14 protein-coding genes are annotated in these 17,894 nt (G+C 71.2%); 9 read left to right on the forward strand and 5 right to left on the reverse strand.

The annotated features are described in order from the left end of the window. Positions 1–249 precede the first annotated feature (249 nt). The 3 genes from ACO03V_RS02185 to ACO03V_RS02195 form a co-directional block, all read right to left on the reverse strand. On the reverse strand, positions 250–1,794 hold the full coding sequence (locus ACO03V_RS02185; RefSeq protein WP_423136437.1) for a DHA2 family efflux MFS transporter permease subunit: 1,545 nt from the start codon (positions 1,792–1,794) through the stop codon (positions 250–252). Further along, positions 1,791–2,414 carry a PadR family transcriptional regulator gene (locus ACO03V_RS02190; protein WP_423136438.1) on the reverse strand — a complete coding sequence of 208 codons (624 nt, stop codon included), beginning with the start codon at positions 2,412–2,414 and terminating at the stop codon, positions 1,791–1,793. Before ACO03V_RS02190 ends, ACO03V_RS02185 begins: the two co-directional genes overlap by 4 nt. A gap of 101 nt (positions 2,415–2,515) precedes the next feature. Next, positions 2,516–4,264 (reverse strand): BCCT family transporter, encoded by a 1,749-nt coding sequence (locus ACO03V_RS02195; protein ID WP_423136439.1) that lies wholly within the window; start codon positions 4,262–4,264, stop codon positions 2,516–2,518. Between the two features lie 131 nt (positions 4,265–4,395). Here ACO03V_RS02195 and ACO03V_RS02200 point away from each other — a divergent pair, with 131 nt between their 5' ends. The 9 genes from ACO03V_RS02200 (at position 4,396) to nhaA (ending at position 14,887) form a co-directional block, all read left to right on the forward strand. Then, a complete protein-coding gene (locus ACO03V_RS02200; RefSeq protein ID WP_423136440.1) occupies positions 4,396–5,295 on the forward strand; it encodes a phosphoribosylaminoimidazolesuccinocarboxamide synthase in 900 nt (299 codons plus the stop codon). A 151-nt stretch (positions 5,296–5,446) separates the two neighbouring features. Next, entirely contained in the window at positions 5,447–6,784 is a 1,338-nt protein-coding gene (locus ACO03V_RS02205) for a uracil-xanthine permease family protein (protein WP_423136441.1), read from the forward strand. Between the two features lie 256 nt (positions 6,785–7,040). Continuing rightward, positions 7,041–8,093 carry a LacI family DNA-binding transcriptional regulator gene (locus tag ACO03V_RS02210; protein ID WP_423136442.1) on the forward strand — a complete coding sequence of 351 codons (1,053 nt, stop codon included), beginning with the start codon at positions 7,041–7,043 and terminating at the stop codon, positions 8,091–8,093. A 62-nt stretch (positions 8,094–8,155) separates the two neighbouring features. Further along, entirely contained in the window at positions 8,156–9,448 is a 1,293-nt protein-coding gene (locus tag ACO03V_RS02215; protein WP_423136443.1) for a sugar ABC transporter substrate-binding protein, read from the forward strand. A gap of 61 nt (positions 9,449–9,509) precedes the next feature. Then, positions 9,510–10,451 (forward strand): carbohydrate ABC transporter permease, encoded by a 942-nt coding sequence (locus tag ACO03V_RS02220; protein ID WP_367731402.1) that lies wholly within the window; start codon positions 9,510–9,512, stop codon positions 10,449–10,451. A 1-nt stretch (position 10,452) separates the two neighbouring features. Further along, positions 10,453–11,415 (forward strand): carbohydrate ABC transporter permease, encoded by a 963-nt coding sequence (locus ACO03V_RS02225; protein ID WP_423136444.1) that lies wholly within the window; start codon positions 10,453–10,455, stop codon positions 11,413–11,415. After that, on the forward strand, positions 11,412–12,350 hold the full coding sequence (locus tag ACO03V_RS02230) for a carbohydrate kinase family protein (protein ID WP_423136445.1): 939 nt from the start codon (positions 11,412–11,414) through the stop codon (positions 12,348–12,350). Before ACO03V_RS02225 ends, ACO03V_RS02230 begins: the two co-directional genes overlap by 4 nt. A 1-nt stretch (position 12,351) precedes the next feature. Beyond that, entirely contained in the window at positions 12,352–13,326 is a 975-nt protein-coding gene (locus ACO03V_RS02235) for a glycoside hydrolase family 68 protein (RefSeq protein ID WP_423136446.1), read from the forward strand. A 226-nt stretch (positions 13,327–13,552) separates the two neighbouring features. After that, entirely contained in the window at positions 13,553–14,887 is a 1,335-nt protein-coding gene (nhaA, locus tag ACO03V_RS02240) for a Na+/H+ antiporter NhaA (RefSeq protein ID WP_423136447.1), read from the forward strand. A gap of 123 nt (positions 14,888–15,010) precedes the next feature. Here nhaA and ACO03V_RS02245 read toward each other — a convergent pair whose 3' ends face one another. Continuing rightward, positions 15,011–16,024 (reverse strand): LacI family DNA-binding transcriptional regulator, encoded by a 1,014-nt coding sequence (locus tag ACO03V_RS02245; protein WP_423136448.1) that lies wholly within the window; start codon positions 16,022–16,024, stop codon positions 15,011–15,013. A 21-nt stretch (positions 16,025–16,045) separates the two neighbouring features. Next, a complete protein-coding gene (locus tag ACO03V_RS02250; protein ID WP_423136449.1) occupies positions 16,046–17,500 on the reverse strand; it encodes a glycoside hydrolase family 1 protein in 1,455 nt (484 codons plus the stop codon). Positions 17,501–17,894 lie beyond the last annotated feature (394 nt).

Raw genomic sequence — 17,894 nt, forward strand, 5'->3', positions numbered from 1 at the left:
GAACCTGGACCGGGCGTCCTCCCCTCCCCCACGCACCGCGACCGCGGGCGGAGAAGATGCCGGCAGCGGAGGACCCAACCCGCACCGAGCGTCCTCCCCCCGCGGCATCCCCTCCCCCCACACGCGCCGCTGACCGCGGACGGACGAGATGTCGGCAGCGGAGGACCCAACCCGGGCGCCCCCCGCGGCATCCCCTCCCCCGGACGACGAAGGGAGGGGATGCCACACCCCCTCCCTTCGCTCTGGTCGCTACTCCCCCGCGGTGACGGGAGCGGCCGGGACGGCCTCCCGGGGCGCGCCGTGCGGGCGGATCATCGACGGACGTCGCATGAACAGCACCGCAAGCAGGCCGACGGCGATCACCACGGCCGGCAGGACCAGCGCCTGGCCCATCGCGGTCGAGAAGCCCTCGACGATCTGCGGGGGCAGCGAGCCCGAGCCGAAGCTCTCCGTGGCGTCGCCGGCACCGGGCAGGTTGGCCTCGAGGCGGGCCTGCATGAAGGCGGCGATGGATGCCGAGCCGATGACGGAGCCGACGGTCCGGGTGGTGTTGTAGATGCCCGCGCCGGCACCGGCCTGCCGCGGGGGCAGGTTGCGCGTCGCGGTGGTCGCGAGCGGTCCCCACATGCCCGCGTTGCCGACGCCCATGAGCGCGGACGGGATGAGGAACGCCCAGATGGGCGCGTCGTTCAGGATCAGCGCGATGTAGAGCCCGAGGGACCCGCCGACCAGGAGGAGACCGGGGATGAGGAGGAACCGCGGGTCCGTCCGGTCGAGGAGCTTGCCCGCGAACGGGGCGAGCGCGCCCGAGAGGATCGCGAGCGGGATCAGCAGCAGCGCGGACTGCGTGGGGGTGAGCCCGCGGGCCAGCTGCAGGTAGAACATCTGCGGCAAGGCCATGCTCGTGACCGTGAAGCCGACCGTGGCGATCGCGAGGTTCGCGACCGAGAAGTTGCGGTCGCGGAACAGCGCGAGCGGGACGAGCGGCTCATCCTTGCTGCGGGCCTGCGTCCAGATGAACACCGCCATGACCGCGATGCCGGCGACGACCATGACCCAGATCCATGCCGCCCAGGAGTAGTGCTCACCCTCCTGCAGGCCGAACACGATCAGGAACAGGCCCAGGGCGCTGAGGACGACGCCGAGGATGTCGAACTGGTGCGACGTGCGCGGCAGCTGGGGCACGAGGACGAGCGCGGCGATGAAGCCGATGATGCCGACGGGGATGTTGATGAAGAAGATCCACTCCCACCCCAGGCCGTCGACGAGCAGACCGCCCGCGAGCGGACCCACGAGCACCGCGACGCCGGCGGTCGCGCCCCACAGGCCCATCGCGGCGCCTCGGCGCTGCGGCGGGAACGTGCGGGTGATGACGGCCATCGTCTGGGGCGTCACGAGCGCGGCGCCGAAGCCCTGGACGGCGCGGGCGACGATGAGCATCTCCAGCGACGTCGACAGGCCGCAGGCGAGGGAGGCGAGGGTGAACAGCGCCAGGCCGATGAGGTAGATGTTCTTCGGCCCGAAGCGGTCGCCGAGACGACCGGTGATGAGCAGCGGCACCGCGTAGGTGAGCAGGTAGGCGCTCGTGACCCACACGACGTTGTCGAGGTTGCCGGTGTCCGGGTCGAGGGCCGCCTTGATGGCCGGGTTGGCCACGGACACGATCGTGGTGTCGACCAGGATCATGAAGAACCCGATGACGAGGGCCCAGAGGGCGGGCCACGGGCTGCGCGCGGGGGTCCGGAAGGACCCGGTGGAGGGGGATGCCGCCGAGGCGGCGCGGGAGTCGGTCATGGGGTGGTCTCCTTCGAGACGCGATGCTTCTGACGGATGTGGTCGGGGATCTCGGCGAGGCCCCACGGGAGGGACCGATCGGCGAGACGGGCGCGCAGGGAGTCCTGCCACGCCACCTCCGCGTCGAGGAGGGCGGACTGCCGCTGCAGCTCGACGAGGAACTGTTCGGGGACGCCGCGTCCGGCGGCTCCCTCGAGACCGGAACGGTGCTCGTCGACGGAGGCGACGAGCAGCGCGCGGCGCTGGTCGAGCAGGGCGACGACCTCGTCGCGCTCGAGATTGTGCGCCTCCGACAGGGCGACGCGGAACTCGCTGGGCCGCTCGATCTGCGGCAGCTCGGCGCGCACCCACTCCTCGACCGCCCGGTGGCCCGCGGGGAGGACACGATAGGTGGTGCGCTCCGGGCGGTTGCCCTCGCGGTCCACACCGGCCTCCTCGAGCAGGCCGTCCCGTTCGAGGCGCGCCACGGTGTGGTAGATCGTCCCCTTCTGCAGCGGGACGAGCCGGTCGTCCCGGCGTTCGCGCAGGAGGCGCATGAGCTCGTAGGTGTGCATGTCGCCCTCGCGCAGGGTCGCGAGGATCATGACCGCGAGCGGGGTGAGACGAGAGGCGTCCGGCATCCATCCCCCTCATGGTCCATGTCGACTAGTCCAGATGGACTATACACCCACGCGCACGAGTCCACGGGCCCGGCCGCACACGCCGGATCCGGGGAGAGGGGTCAGTCGGAGGGCGTAGATGCCACCGGGGTGGCATCCGTCCGCTCCCCTGCCGCGTCCGGGGTCGCCGCCACCTCCCGACGGCGCCGCCAGCGCGCGTGGAAGCCGAAGATCCCGCGCTCGTTGGGCTCCTCGACCTCCAGGCCGTAGTGCGCGCCGATCGCGTCGCGCAGCTGGGCGCGCTCGGCGCGGTCGTACGCGCGCAGCTCCCGACGGAAGGCCGTCACCGTCGCCCAGCAGATCGCGAGCAGCACGAGGCTGAACGGCAGGGCGATGCTGATCGCCGCTGTCTGCAGGGCCGTCAGTCCGCCCGCCAGCAGGAGCGCGAAGGCGATCAGCGAGGTCGCCAGGGTGAAGAACACGCGCACCCAGCGCTTCGGCTCCTCCTCGCCGCCGGTGGCGATCATTCCCATCACGAGGGCGCCCGAGTCGGCGGAGGTGACGAAGAAGATGCCGATGAGGATGACGAAGCCGATCGACAGGGGCACGGTGCCGGGAACGCCCTCGAGCATCTGGAAGAGCGCCGTCGAGACGTTGACGGAGCCGTCCGCGCCGACGAGCGAAACCGTGCCGGTCAGCTCGCCGTAGATCGCGGTGCCGCCGAGGACGGTGAACCACAGGATGCCGACCAGGGTGGGCACCAGGATGACGCCGGTCACGAACTCGCGCACGGTGCGACCGCGCGAGATGCGCGCGATGAAGATGCCCACGAAGGGCGCCCACGAGATCCACCAGCCCCAGTAGAACGCCGTCCACGCCCCCTGCCACGCGACGCCGTCCTCGCCGGAGTAGGCGCTCGTGGTGAAGGAGAGCCCGATGAAGTTCTGGATGTAGTTGCCGATGGACTGCACGACGTCGCGCAGCAGGAACTCGGTCGGCCCGGTGAAGAGCAGGTACAGCATCAGCACGCCCGCGAGGACGAGGTTGATGTTGGACAGCCACTTCATCCCGCGGCCGACGCCGGAGAGGACCGAGAACAGGACGAAGCCGGTGATGATGCCGACGATGACGGCCTGGCTGATCACCGACGGCGAGACGACGTTCAGGAACTCAAGGCCGGCGCTGATCTGGATGACGCCGAGACCGAGCGACGTCGCGACGCCGAACAGCGTGCCGACGAGGGCGGCCACGTCGACGGCATTTCCCCATGCGCCCTGCACGAGGCGGGCGCCGAGGATCGGCTCGAGCGCCCAGCGGATGGTGCGCGGGCGGCGACGGCGGTGGAACGCGTAGGCCAGGGCGAGGCCGATGACGACGTAGATGGACCAGGCGTGCACTCCCCAGTGCAGGAACGTCTGCGACATCGCCTGCTGCGCCACCTGCGCCGGCGTCCCCTCGACGCCCGGCCGTGGTTCGAGGAAGTGGCTCAGCGGTTCACTCACCCCGTAGAACACGAGACCGATGCCCATCCCCGCGGCGAACAGCAGCGAGAACCACGACATCGTGGAGAACTCCGGCTCGTCGTCGTCCTGCCCGAGCTTGATCGAGCCGAACCGGCTGAAGCCCATGACGAGGGCGAACACGACGAAGAACGCGGCGATCAGGACGTAGTACCAGGTGAAGGTCGACACGATCGTCGTCTGCACGGCGCTGAACGTCGCCTCGGCGGCGGCGGGGAAGATCATGGCAAAGGCGATGAAGGCCAGCGCGATCCCCGCTGCGGGCCAGAACACCCATCCCCGGATGGTCTTGTGCCGACTGCCCGCGTGCGGGTCGATGGCCGTGGCAGCGGGCGACGAGTTCTCGCTCATCCCTCCACGCTAACCAGGGGGCGGACGGGCTCCGAGGGACAGGCGCGCGGGACCGCGATGTGACACAATCCGCTCGCCCGGGCGGCATCCGGGATCCGTGCACACCCCCGGCGGGACGCCATAATGTCTGGGTGACCCCCGCTCCCCCGCTCGAGCTCCCCGGATGGCGCCACGTCTACTCCGGCAAGGTGCGCGACCTGTTCGTCCCGGCCGACACGGCGGAGGGCGCGGACCCGGCGCACCTCCTCGTCGTCGCCAGCGACCGCGTCAGCGCATTCGATCACGTCCTCGCCCCGGGCATCCCCGGGAAGGGCGAGCTCCTCACCCGGCTGAGCATGTGGTGGTTCGACCGCCTCGCCGGAGCCGACGGCGGACGCCCCGTCCCGAACCATCTCGTCGACGGCGTCGAGGTCCCCGCGGAGGTGCGGGGGCGCGCGATGCTCGTCCGCTCGCTCGACATGCAGCCGATCGAGTGCGTCGTCCGCGGCTACCTGACCGGCTCCGGCTGGGCGGAGTACCAGGCGCACGGCACGGTCTGCGGCATCCCGCTGCCCGACGGCCTGAACGACGGCGACCGCCTGCCCGAGCCGCTGTACACCCCGGCGTTCAAGGCCCCGATGGGCGAGCACGACGAGAACATCACGTTCGAGCGCTCCGTCGAGCTCGTCGGCGCGGAGACCGCGACCGCGCTGCGCGACCTGTCGCTCGAGATCTACCGCCGGGCCGCGGCCACGGCGGAGGAGCGCGGCCTCATCCTCGCCGACACCAAGTTCGAGTTCGGCTTCGACGCCGACGGCGTCCTCACCCTGGCCGACGAGGTGCTGACCTCCGACTCGTCCCGATACTGGGATGCCGCGGCCTGGCGGTCCGGGACCACCCCGGCCGAGCGCATGGCGAGCTTCGACAAGCAGATCGTCCGCGACTGGCTCGCCGCCCACTGGGACAAGCAGGGGACGCCGCCCGCGCTGCCGGACGACGTCGTGGAGCGGACCCGCGAGCGGTACGCCCGCCTGCTCGACCTCCTGACCTGACCCGCCCCGCCCGCCCCGCGGCCGCCCCGCCCCGCCCTCGCCGTCGAGATCACGCGATCTCGCCGAGAGCACACGGTCGGGAGCGACGGAGCGTGTGCTCTCGCCGGGATCACGTGATCTCGGCGGCATCCATCCCTTGAAAAGGAGCCCCATGTTCTCGTGGAAGCTGCACGGCGACGGCCGGACCGTCGAGCCCGGGGCCGTCGTCGGCCCGTCCGAACGGCTGAACTGGGGCGCCACCGTCGCCATCGGTCTGCAGCACGTCATCGCCATGTTCGGCGCGACCTTCCTCGTCCCCGTCCTCACCGGCTTCCCGGTCTCGACGACGCTGCTGTTCTCGGGCGTGGGCACCCTGCTCTTCCTGCTGGTGACGCGGAACCGCCTCCCCAGCTACCTCGGATCGTCGTTCGCGTTCATCGCCCCGGTCACCGCGGCCACCGCGACCGCCGGCATGGGCTCGGCGCTCGCCGGCATCGTCGCCGTGGGCGTGCTGCTCGCGGCCATCGGTGTGCTCGTGCAGTTCGTCGGCCTGCAGTGGGTCGACCGCGTGATGCCGCCCGTCGTCGCGGGGGCGATCGTCGCGCTCATCGGCTTCAACCTCGCACCGGTCGCGTGGCAGAGCTTCCAGCAGCAGCCGCTGCCCGGCACGATCACCCTCGTCGCCGTCATCCTGTTCAGCGTGCTGTTCCGCGGCTTTTTCGGGCGCATCTCGATCTTCCTCGGCGTCATCGTCGGCTACGCCGCGACCGTGCTGCTGCAGCTCACCACCGGCGAGCAGCTCATCGACTTCGCCGCCGTCGGCGCGGCCCCGTGGCTCGGGCTGCCGACCTTCACGGTGCCGGACTTCGCCTCTCCCCGCACCTGGTCGGTCATCGCCATGTTCCTTCCGGTGGTGCTCGTGCTCGTCGCCGAGAACGTCGGTCACGTCCGCGGCGTCGCGGCGATGACGGATGCCACGGTGAACCGCTCCACCGGACGTGCGCTCATCGCGGACGGCGCGGCCACCACCCTCGCGGGCGCGTTCGGCGGATCGGGCACCACGACGTACGGCGAGAACATCGGCGTGATGGCCGCGACCCGCGTGTACTCGACGGCGGTCTACTGGATCGCCGGTCTGACCGCGATCCTGCTGAGCCTGTCGCCCAAGGTCGGCGCCGTGTTCAACACCATCCCGCCGGGGGTGCTCGGCGGCGTGACCACCGCGCTGTACGGCCTCATCGGGATCATCGGCATCAAGATCTGGGTGGACAACCGCGTCGACTTCTCGCGCCCGGTCAACCAGTACACCGGCGCCGTCGCCCTCGTGCTCGCGATCGCCGGGTTCTCGATGCAGTGGGGCGACTTCCAGCTGGGCGCGATCGTGCTCGGCTCCGTCGCGGCCCTCGTCATCTACCACCTCGGCAACGCGATCGCCCGCGCCCGCCGGACCGGTGCCGACGACGGTGGGCCCATCCCCGCGGTCGGCCCCCTGGGCGGCGACCCGCGCTAGCGGCATCCCCCCTCCCGCCGGCCCGCCCGCTCGGTCCGCGCCGCCCCGCCGCGCGCCCGGGCCGGGCGGTGTCGGGCCGCGGGCCGTCGACGGCGCGAGGCGCTTCGGCGGCGGAGAGGCGCCGAGGGATGCCACGGGGCACCGTTGCGCGACCGTTACTTGACAGCGGGGGACGGCAGACCTCACACTGATCTCGGTCGCTGATAAATCGGTTTATCAGCAAGGTAAATCGATTATCCAATGAGGGGTGAGACGGATGGTCCGAGTACGCATCGCGGACGTCGCGCGAGCAGCGGGAGTGTCCCCCGCAACCGTCTCCCTCGTTCTGAACGACGCCGAGTCCCGCATCTCGAGCGAGACCAAGGACCGTGTCCGCCGCGTCGCCGACGAGGTCGGCTACTCCCCCAACCCGATCGCCCGCAGCCTCCGCACCCGCGTGACCGGCACGATCGGCCTCGTCTCGGACCGGATCGCCACGACCCCGTTCGCCGGCCGCATGCTCGCCGGAGCCCAGGAGGTCGCGCGCGAGAACAGCCGCCTCGTCATCCTGGTCGACACCGACGGGCACCCCGAGATCGAGTCGGACGCCATCTCCACGCTCGTCAACCACCGCGTCGACGGCATGGTCTACGCCTCCATGTACCACCGGGTCATCCCCGCGCCCGCGGGCCTGCCCGCCGGAACGGTGTTCCTGGACTGCCGTCCCGAGAACGGCGGCTACCCGGCCGTCGTCCCCGACGACTACGCCGGCGGTCGCGCGGCCGCGCAGGAGCTCGTCGACGCCGGCCACCGGCGCATCGCGTACATCGACGACGGCGACGACGACCGTCCGATCGCCGCGCAGCTGCGCCTCGAGGGCTACCGCGACGTCCTCGTCGAGGCCGGCATCACGCCCGACCCCGCGCTGCGCGTGTTCGCCCAGACCTCCGCGGCCGGAGGCCAGGCGGCGATCGCCGCGCTCATGAGCCTCCCCGAGGACCAGCGCCCCACTGGCGTCTTCGCCTTCAACGACCGCATCGCGGCCGGTGTCGTCATGTGGGCGCACCGTCACGGCATCCGGATCCCCGAGGACCTGTCGGTGGTCGGTTACGACGACCAGCAGCTCATCGCGGCGGAGCTGGACCCGCCGCTCACCACCGTCTCGCTCCCTCACGCGGCCATGGGCCGCTGGGCCATGGAGGTCGCCCTCGGCCTCCGCGAGGCGTCCTCCGACTCCCCCCACCTCATGGACTGCCCGATCGTTCGTCGGGCTTCCGTCGGCCCTCCCGCGCTCCTCGGCAGCGCGCGGGACTCCAGGACCACGGACTGACGCCGCCCACGCGGCCCCTCACGATGGCGACAGCGATGTCGCCGCACACCGAAAGGAACACGATGAAGAAGTCCTTCATCCCGCTCGCCGCCACGGGCGTCGCTGCCGCGCTGGTGCTGGCCGGCTGCGGTCAGGCCGGTCAGGGCGGTGCCACCACCGAGGACGGCAAGACCGTGCTGACGATGTGGACGCACTCCGCGGGCAACCCCGCCGAGCTCGCCGTCTACGAGAAGATCATCAGCGACTTCAACGCCTCGCAGGACACCTACATGGTCAAGACCGAGTCGTTCCCGCAGGGCGCGTACAACGACGCGATCGTGGCGGCCGCCGCCTCCGGCGACCTCCCCTGCCTGCTCGACCTGGACGGCCCGATCATGCCGAACTGGGCGTGGGCCGACTACCTGCAGCCGCTGAACATCTCCACCGACATCACCGACAAGCTGCTCCCCACCGCGGTCGGCACCTACGACGGCGAGATCTACTCGGCCGGGTACTGGGACGCCGCCCTCGGCATCTTCGCCCGCAAGTCGGTCCTGGATGCCAACGGCATCCGCATCCCGTCCATCGAAGAGCCCTGGGACGAGGCGGAGTTCGACGCCGCCCTCGCCACGCTGAAGGCCGCCGGCTACGAGACCCCGATCGACATCGGCGCCGAGGACAAGGGCGAGTGGTGGCCCTACGCCTACTCCCCCTTCCTGCAGAGCTTCGGCGGCGACCTCATCGACCGCGACACCATGCTCTCCGCGGACGGCGCCCTGAACGGACCGGATGCCGTGAAGTTCGGCGAGTGGTTCCAGAAGCTGTTCACCGACGGGTACGCGAACAGCGGCGGCACGGTGGGCAACCAGGAGTTCGTCGACGGCACGGTCGCCCTCAGCTACACGGGCGTCTGGAACGGTCTCGCCGCGGTGGACGCCGTCGGCGACGACCTGCTGATCCTCCCGCCGCCGGACCTCGGCAACGGGCCCAAGATCGGCGGCGGCTCCTGGCAGTGGGGCATCTCGTCCTCGTGCAACGACGCGGACGGCGCCCGCGAGTACCTCGAGTTCAGCTTCAACGACGAGTACATCACCCAGTTCGCCGACGAGCAGCTCGTCATCCCGGCCACCGAGGCCGCGACCGAGGCGTCGAAGTACTTCAACTCCACCGACGGCGCGCTGCGTCCGTTCGCGGAGTTCTCGAAGGAGTACGCGGTGCTGCGTCCCGAGACCCCCGCGTACGCGGTGATCTCGACCACGTTCGAGACCGCGGCCAAGGACATCATGAACGGCGCCGACGTGCAGTCGGCCCTGGATGCCGCGGTCACCGAGATCGACACCAACATCGAGTCCAACGACGGCTACGGCGCGAACTGACGCCGCGTCAGCGGTGGGGACCCGCCCGGGTCCCCACCGCACCCCGCGAAAGAAGAACCTGATGACCGTGTCACCTCCGGTCGCCGCGGCGGAGCAGCCGCGTCGATCCCTGAGCCGCTTCCGCTCCGCGCGCGGCCGCGAGACGTGGGCGGGCCTGGCGATGATGGCGCCCGCCGCCGTCCTCCTCCTGCTCTTCCTCATCGTCCCGGTGCTGCTGGCGTTCACGCTGTCGTTCACGAACGCCCGCCTCATCTCCCCGAACCCACCGCGGTTCGTCGGCCTCGACAACTTCCTCCGGGCCTTCACCGCCGACCCGGTCTTCCTGCAGTCGGCGCTCAACACCTTCCTGTTCGCCTTGGTGGTCGTCCCGGTGCAGGCCGGCCTCGGCCTCTTCCTGGCGATCCTCGTCAACCAGCGCCTGCGCGGCACGACGTTCTTCCGCGTGGTGTTCTTCGTCCCCGTCGTGACCTCGATCGTCGTCGTGTCGATCCTCTGGCGCTTCATGTACCAGAGCGACGGCCTGATCAACTCGATGATCGACACGCTCACGCTCGGCGCCCTGCAGGGCGCGGACTGGCTGAACGATCCGAGCACCGCCCTCGGCGCGATCATCGTGCTGTCGATCTGGCAGGCCGTGGGCTTCCACATGATCATCTGGCTCGCCGGGCTGCAGACCATCCCCGAGGAGCTCTACGAGGCCGCCCGGATGGACGGGGCGAGCCGCTGGCGCCAGTTCACCAACGTCACCTGGCCGGGCCTGCGCCCCACCATGGTCTTCGTCCTGGTGACGATCACCATCGCCGCCCTCGGGCTGTTCGTCCAGGTCGACGTCATGACGCAGGGCGGCCCGCTCAACTCGACCTCCACGGTCGTGTTCCACGCGGTGCGCAAGGGCTACGAGCAGCAGGAGATCGGCTATGCCGCCGCCATCTCGCTCCTGTTCTTCGTCGCCGTGCTGATCATCGCCCTCATCCAGCGCTGGCTCACCCGAGAGAAGAACTGACATGACCGGCATCCTCGAGCGCCCGTCGCGCGCCACGCGCCCGCACCGCTCCCCGCGCTCGGCCGCGCCCGCCCGTCCGCGCACCCGCACGGCCGAGGGCCGGACGGGCCGCATCCTCACCTACGTGTCGATGTCGGTCCTGGCCGTGTTCTTCCTGTTCCCGCTCGTCTTCATGTTCGTCTCGAGCCTGAAGCCCGACGCGCAGATCCTGCAGGACATCGACTCCCCCGCCGCGTTCCTGCCGACGGGTGACATCAGCCTGGACAACTACTTCGGCGTCTTCGAGCGTGTGCCGGTGGGGCAGTTCCTGTTCAACTCGATCCTCGTCACCGTCCTGACGGTGGGTCTCGGCCTGATCGTGAACTCGCTCGCCGGCTTCGCCCTCTCCCGCCTGCGGTGGAAGGGACGCGTCGTCGTCCTCGCCCTCGTCATCGCGACGCTCATCGTCCCCTTCGAGACGATCGCCGTCCCGATGGTCTACTGGGTCAACCAGCTGCCCACCCTCGTCATGGAGGGCGGCGTGCTGAAGTACGACTTCGGCTGGCTGAACACCTACCAGGTGCAGATCGTGCCGTTCATCGCGAACGCCTTCTCGATCTTCCTGTTCGCGCAGTACTTCTCGACGATCCCCACCTCCCTCGACGAGGCGGCGCGCATCGACGGGGCGAGCTGGTTCACCATCTACCGCCGCATCATCGTCCCCCTGTCGGGTCCGGCGTTCGCGACGGTGGCGATCCTCACCTTCCTGCCGGCGTGGAACCAGTACCTCTGGCCGCTGATGGTCGTCCAGAAGGAGGAGCTGCGTCCCGTCATGGTCGGCATGCAGTACTTCTTCCAGCTCAACACCGCCTGGGGCGAGGTCATGGCCTACACGTCCCTCATCACCCTCCCCGTGCTGATCGTGTTCCTGGTCTTCCAGCGCGCATTCGTCAGCAGCATCGCCGCGAGCGGGGTCAAGGGGTGAGCAGCGAGCTCGATGTCGTCGTCCTCGGCGAGGCGCTGATCGACATCGTCACCACTTCCGCCGGGGCGGCCGAGCGCCCCGGCGGGAGCCCTGCCAACGTCACGGTCGCCCTCGGCCGGCTCGGGCGTCGCGCCGCTCTCGTGGCCCGCGTCGCGCCCGACGAGCGCGGGCGCGTCCTGGAGGAGTGGCTGGCGGCATCCGGGGTCTCCCTGCACTCCGCGGGGGCACCGGCCCGCACGGCGACCGCCCGCGCCGTGATCGACGGGAACGGGGATGCCGCCTACGACTTCGACATCGACTGGGTGCTGCCGACGCCCGTCGAGGTCCCGGCCGCCCGGATCTTCCACACCGGCTCCGTCGCGGCCACGCTCGCTCCCGGGGCGGACGAGGTGCGCGCCGCCGCCGAGCGCGCCCGTTCCACCGCTCTCGTGAGCTACGACCCGAACATCCGTCCGGCGCTGACCGCCGGCGTGGAGGACGCCCGCGCGCGCGTCGAGGCGATCGTCGCGCTGAGCGACGTCGTGAAGGCCAGCGCGGAGGACGCGGAGTGGCTGTACCCCGGCGTCCCCGCCGTCGAGGTCGCACGCTCCTGGGTCGCCCGCGGCGCCGGGCTCGCCGTCATCACCGACGGCGGAGAAGGTTCCCTCGGCGTGACCGCGCACGGGCACGTCGAGATCCCCGCCGTCGCGACCCGCGTCGTCGACACCGTCGGCGCCGGCGACACCTTCATGGGAGCGCTGCTCGACGGCATCCTGGACCTTTCCGGCGACGTCGAGGACATGCGCGCCGCCGTCCGCGCCCTCGACGACGCCTCCCTGCCACCCCTCCTCCACCGCGCCGCGATCGCCGCAGCGATCACGGTCGGACGCGAGGGCATGGACCCCCCGACCCGACAAGACCTGCAGCGCAGCGCTGCACCGAAAGAGAGTGCCTGACGTGTTCGACCTCGCCGACTCCTACGTGTGGGATTTCTGGTTCGCCGACGACGGCGACGAGTACCACCTGTTCTTCCTCTACGCCTCGCGCGCCCTGCACGACCCGGAGGACCGCCACTACCGCGCGTCGATCGGGCACGCCGTCTCGACCGATCTCGTGTCGTGGGAGCGCGTCGCCGACGCCCTCGTCCGCGGCGGGGTCGACGACTTCGACGCGCTGGCCACCTGGACCGGCTCGACGGTCCGCCGCCAGGACGGCACCTGGTTCCTCTTCTACACCGGCTCGCGCCTGGGCGACGACGGCCGCAACGTGCAGCGCGTCGGCTACGCCACCAGTGACGACCTCTACACGTGGCACAAGAACCCGGCCAACCCGGTGCTGCAGGCCGACGGCATCCACTACGAGCGCCTCGACTCCACCCAGTGGCACGACGAGGCGTTCCGCGACCCGTGGGTCTTCGCCGACCCGGACGGCGACGGCTGGCACATGTACGTGACCGCCCGCGCCACGCACGGCTCGCTCAACGGCCGCGGTGTCGTCGCGCACGCGGTGTCGCCGGACCTCGAGCGGTGGGAGCTCCGCCCGCCCGTCAGCGAACCCTCGGACGAGGGCTTCGGTCAGCTCGAGGTCACCCAGGTCGAGGAGGTCGACGGCCGCGCGGTGCTGCTGTTCTCGTGCATGCCCGCGCAGGCGACCGAGGCGGTCCGCGTCCGTCACCCGCGCGGCGCCGTGTGGGCCGTACCGGCCGACAGCGTGCTCGGTCCGTTCGACATCTCCGCCGCGCAGCCGATCACCGACGACGACCTGTACGTCGGTCGCCTGATCCGCGACCGCTCCGGAGCGTGGCAGCTGCTCGCGTTCCGCAACGTCGGTCCGACCGGCGGCTTCATCGGGGGGATCACCGACCCGTTGCCGGTGGGCTGGGACGGCGACCGCCTCGTCGTCGCACAGTCCACGGGGGTGCTGACCGCCTGAGGCGCCCCTCCCGGCGCGCCGCCCCGGGGGGCGGGGGCGCGTCGGGAGCCGTCGTGCGGACTCGGCGAGCGACACGCCGCCCCAGTCAGGGGAGCAGGCGGCGTGTCGGCCGGATGTCCGCACGACGGCACCGGGTCCGAGGGCGTGGGACCCCGCCGGTAGGATGGATGCCGGTGCGTCGGGAAGTCTGGTCGACATCTCATCGACCGACCCCTCTGGAGGCTTCATGAGCCACGACACCGCCCGCGCTCCGCACTGGCCCGGCTACGCCGAGGTCCATCGCGTCACCACGCTCCTCCGGCGGGAGTCCGTGGGCGGCATGCTGCTCGTCGTCGCCGCGCTCATCGCGATCGTCTGGGCCAACTCCCCGGCCTCGGACGTCTACTTCGCGCTGCGGGACATCCGGGTCGGCTACGAGCCGTGGCACCTGGAGCTCAGCCTGGGCGCCTGGGCGGCGGACGGGCTGCTCGCCGTCTTCTTCTTCCTGGTCGGCCTCGAGCTCAAGCGCGAGATCGTCTCGGGCAGCCTGCGCCGCCTCGACACGGCGATCGTCCCGGTCACCGCCGCCTTCGCCGGCGTCGCGGTCCCGGCGCTCATCTACGTCGCGATCGTGCACACCCAGCCGAGCCTCCTGGCGGGGTGGGCGATCCCCACCGCGACCGACATCGCGTTCGCGGTGGCGGTCCTCGCCATCGTCGGCTCGCACCTGCCCGGCCCCCTCCGCATCTTCCTGCTGACGCTCGCCGTGGTGGACGACCTCATCGCGATCGCCATCATCGCGATCTTCTACACGAGCGACATCTCGCTGCTTCCGCTGGCGGTCTCCGCCGCGATCATCGCGCTCTACGGCGTCATCGCCCACCGCGGTCGCGCCTGGTTCGCGCGCAACGGCGGGGCCGCGTGGGTCGTGCTGCTGCCGATCGGCTTCGCGGCGTGGGCGTTCCTGCACGCGTCCGGCGTCCACGCCACGATCGCGGGCGTCGCGCTGGCCTTCACCATCCCCGTCGCCCCGTCGCGCCGGCAGCCGGTGCATCGCGGCATGGATCTCGCCGAGCAGTTCGAGCACCGCTTCCGCCCGTTGTCGGCGGGCATCGCCGTACCCCTGTTCGCGTTCTTCGCCGCGGGCGTCTCCGTCGGCGGCGGCGAGGGACTCGTCCGTGCGATCACGGACCCCGTCACCATCGGCGTCGTCGCCGGCCTCGTGCTCGGCAAGCCCCTCGGCATCCTGCTGGGGGTGCGTCTGCTCACGCTCGTGACGAAGGTGCGGCTGGACCCGGCGCTGAAGTGGATCGACCTCGCGGGCGTGGGACTGCTCGCCGGGATCGGCTTCACCGTGTCGCTGCTGATCGCCGAGCTCAGCTTCCCGGAGGGCTCCGTCCACACCGACGACGCGAAGATCGCGATCATGGCCGCGTCGCTCCTGGCATCCGTCCTCGCCTCCACCGTGCTGCTCGTGCGCAACCGGCGCTACAAGCAGCTCGCCCTCGCCGAGGACGTGGATGCCGACGGCGACGACATCCCGGACGTGTACCAGCAGCCGCGGCGCGCGGACACGAACTGAGTCCGTCGTCACGAGGACAGGCTGCGCACCGAGCACAGGACGATCGGCGCTGCCGGAGCCTGTCCCCGTGGCATCCCCTGTCCTCGCGGCAGCGCTCGCCCTGGTGAGGGGGCGGCGCGCGCGTCAGGCGGAGGCGCGCTCGACGATCTCGGTCGGCAGGATCGTGCGGTGGGCGGTGGGGCGTCCGGCCAGGATGTCCAGGAGGACGGATGCCATGTGGCGGCCCTGCGCGAGGGAGGGCTGCCGGACCGTGGTGAGCGCGGGCGTGACCGAGGTCGCGGCCGACGAGTCGTCGAAGCCGATGACCGCGATGTCCCGGCCGGCGACGAGGCCGTGCTCCTGCAGCGCCGCGTAGGCGCCGCGGGCCATGAGGTCGCTCGCCACGAAGAGCCCCTCGGGCGGCTCCCCCGCCGCGAGGATGCGCCGCATGGCATCCGCTCCGCCCTCCTCGGTGAAGTCGCCGTCCTCGACGGCTGCCGGTCGGAGGCCCGCCGCCGCGAGGGCGTCGTGGAAGCCCTGGAGCCGGTCGATCGACGCCGTCATGTCGGACGGCCCGCAGATGGTGGCCAGCCGCCGGTGGCCGCGGGCGAGGAGGTACTCCGTCGCGGTCCGCCCGCCGTGGACGTTGTCGACGTCGACGAACCAGTCGCTCGGGCGCAGTCGCCCGGGCCGCCCGCCGTAGACCACCGGCACCACGTCGGCGACCCGCTCCATGAACGTGTCGCTCGTGTGGTGCGACGCGACGATCGCCCCGTCGACGCTCCCGCTCCGCAGGTAGCGGACGGCCTTGCCGTCCGCGTCGTCGCTGGCGATCAGCATGTTGACGACGTAGTCGGACGCGCCGATCACCTCGCTGATGCCCGCGACGATCGCGGCGAAGAACGGGTCGCCGAAGAAGCGGTCCGTCTGCTCGGGGATGACCAGCGCGATCGCGCGGGTCTGCCGGCTCGCGAGCGAGCGCGCCGCCCGGTTGGGCACGTAGTCGAGCTCCGCGATCGCCCGCTGGACGGCCTCGAGCGCCGCAGGCGACACCGCGGTGGAGCCGTTCACCACCCGCGACACGGTGGAGCGCGAGACCCCGGCCCGCGCCGCGACCTCCTCGATGGTCGCGGCACCTCGCACCGGTGCGACCTCCATGGGCCCTCCCTCGGGCACGGCTTACCGCGCGGGTACGGGCACCAGCGCGCGCTCAGCGATGATGCGAGCGTACTCCCGGCCGGAGTCCTTCACCGTGCGCTCCTGCGTCTCGTAGTCGACGTAGACGATGCCGAAGCGCTTGGCGTACCCCCAGGCCCACTCGAAGTTGTCCATCAGCGACCAGTAGAAGTAGCCCCGGACGTCGACGCCCTTCTCGACGGCATCCAGGACCGCCGCGAGGTGCGCCCGCACGAACTCGACGCGCGCGTCGTCGTGCACCCGCGTCTCGCCCTCGTCCACGACGGGCTCGTCGTCGTAGGACGCACCGTTCTCGGTGACGTAGAGGGCGACGCCGGCGGCGGCCGAGTACTCCTCGCTGACGCGCTCCAGCAGACGGGTGAGGCCCTCGGGCTGCACCTCCCAGCCCATGTTGGTCCGCGGCAGCCCGCGGTCGTGCCAGTACAGGTTCTCGTGCGCCGGGAAGGGCTTGCCGATCGGGCGGGGCGTGGGGGCGTCGCCCGCGGGCGGGTCGACCTCGGGCGGCGTGCCGCCGACGAACTCGCCGTGGTAGTAGTTGACGCCCAGCGTGTCGATCGGGGTCGAGATGACGTCCAGGTCGCCCGGCTGCACGGCGGCCTGCCAGCGCACGACGGCCTCGGCGTCGGTGTCGCGGAAGTCCTTGATGATGTCGGCCGGGTACTCGCCGCGGAACAGCGGGTCGAGGAACCAGCGGTTGAACTGCCCGTCGATGCGACGGGCGGCATCCAGGTCCGCGGAGTCCGCCGGGTCGACGGCCTCGGCGACGGTCAGGTTCAGCGTGAGGCCGAGGTTCAGCGACGCGTCGCGGGAGCGCAGCTCGCGGACGGTCTGTCCGTGGCCGAGGAGCAGGTGGTGCGCGGCGAGCATGCCCTCGGCCTGCGAGTAGTGCCCCGGCGCGTGGGCGCCCGCCGTGTAGCTGAGGAAGGACGAGCACCACGGCTCGTTGAGGGTCGTCCACACGTTCACGCGGTCGCCGAGGGCGTCGTGCATGTCGAGCGCGTACTCGGTGAAGCGCTCCGAGGTCTCGCGGACGGTCCAGCCGCCGCGGTCCTGCAGAGCCTGCGGAAGGTCCCAGTGGTAGAGAGTGAGCCACGGCAGGATGTCCGCGGCGAGCAGCTCGTCCACGAGGCGCTTGTAGAAGTCGACGCCCTTCGGGTTGAGCGCCCCGCCGTCCGGCCGCACGCGCGACCACGACGTGGAGAAGCGGTAGGTCTGCAGCCCGAGGCGCTTCATCAGCTGCACGTCGTCGGCGTAGCGGTGGTAGTGGTCGCAGGCGACATCGCCGTTGTCGCCGTTGATGACGGCGTCGGGCACCCGCGAGAAGGCGTCCCAGATCGACGCGCGACGCCCGTCCTCGAAGGCCGCTCCCTCGATCTGGTAGGCGGCGGTGGCGGCGCCGAACAGGAAGCCGTCGGGGAACGAACGGGACTGGGGCATGGTGTTCCTTCCGTGGGCGCGAGGGTCGTTCCTCGACCGCCCCTTGCATGATGCCATCGACGCGCGACCGTGGAGACGGGCGGCCGGCGCCCCGGGCGGGGCGGCAGCGGGCGGCGTGGGAGCGCTCTCACGACTCTGCTCGAAGGTAGGGGATGACCTCGCGGGCGTCAAGACGGGATGCCGTGGGGGCGACCGTCGTCGGAGTCGCGGCCGGTGCCCGCGTCGAGGACAGGCGTTGCCGCGAGGACAGGCGGGGAACGTCGGGATCGGCCTGTGCCCGACGCGTCGCCTGTCCTCGATGCTGCGCCGCGGACGGTCGGTGCCCGCGTCGAGGACAGGCGTTGCCGCGAGGACAGGCGGGGAACGTCGGGATCGGCCTGTGCCCGACGCGTCG

The organism is Microbacterium sp. HMH0099, from assembly GCF_049384025.1.
Lineage (GTDB): Bacteria > Actinomycetota > Actinomycetes > Actinomycetales > Microbacteriaceae > Microbacterium.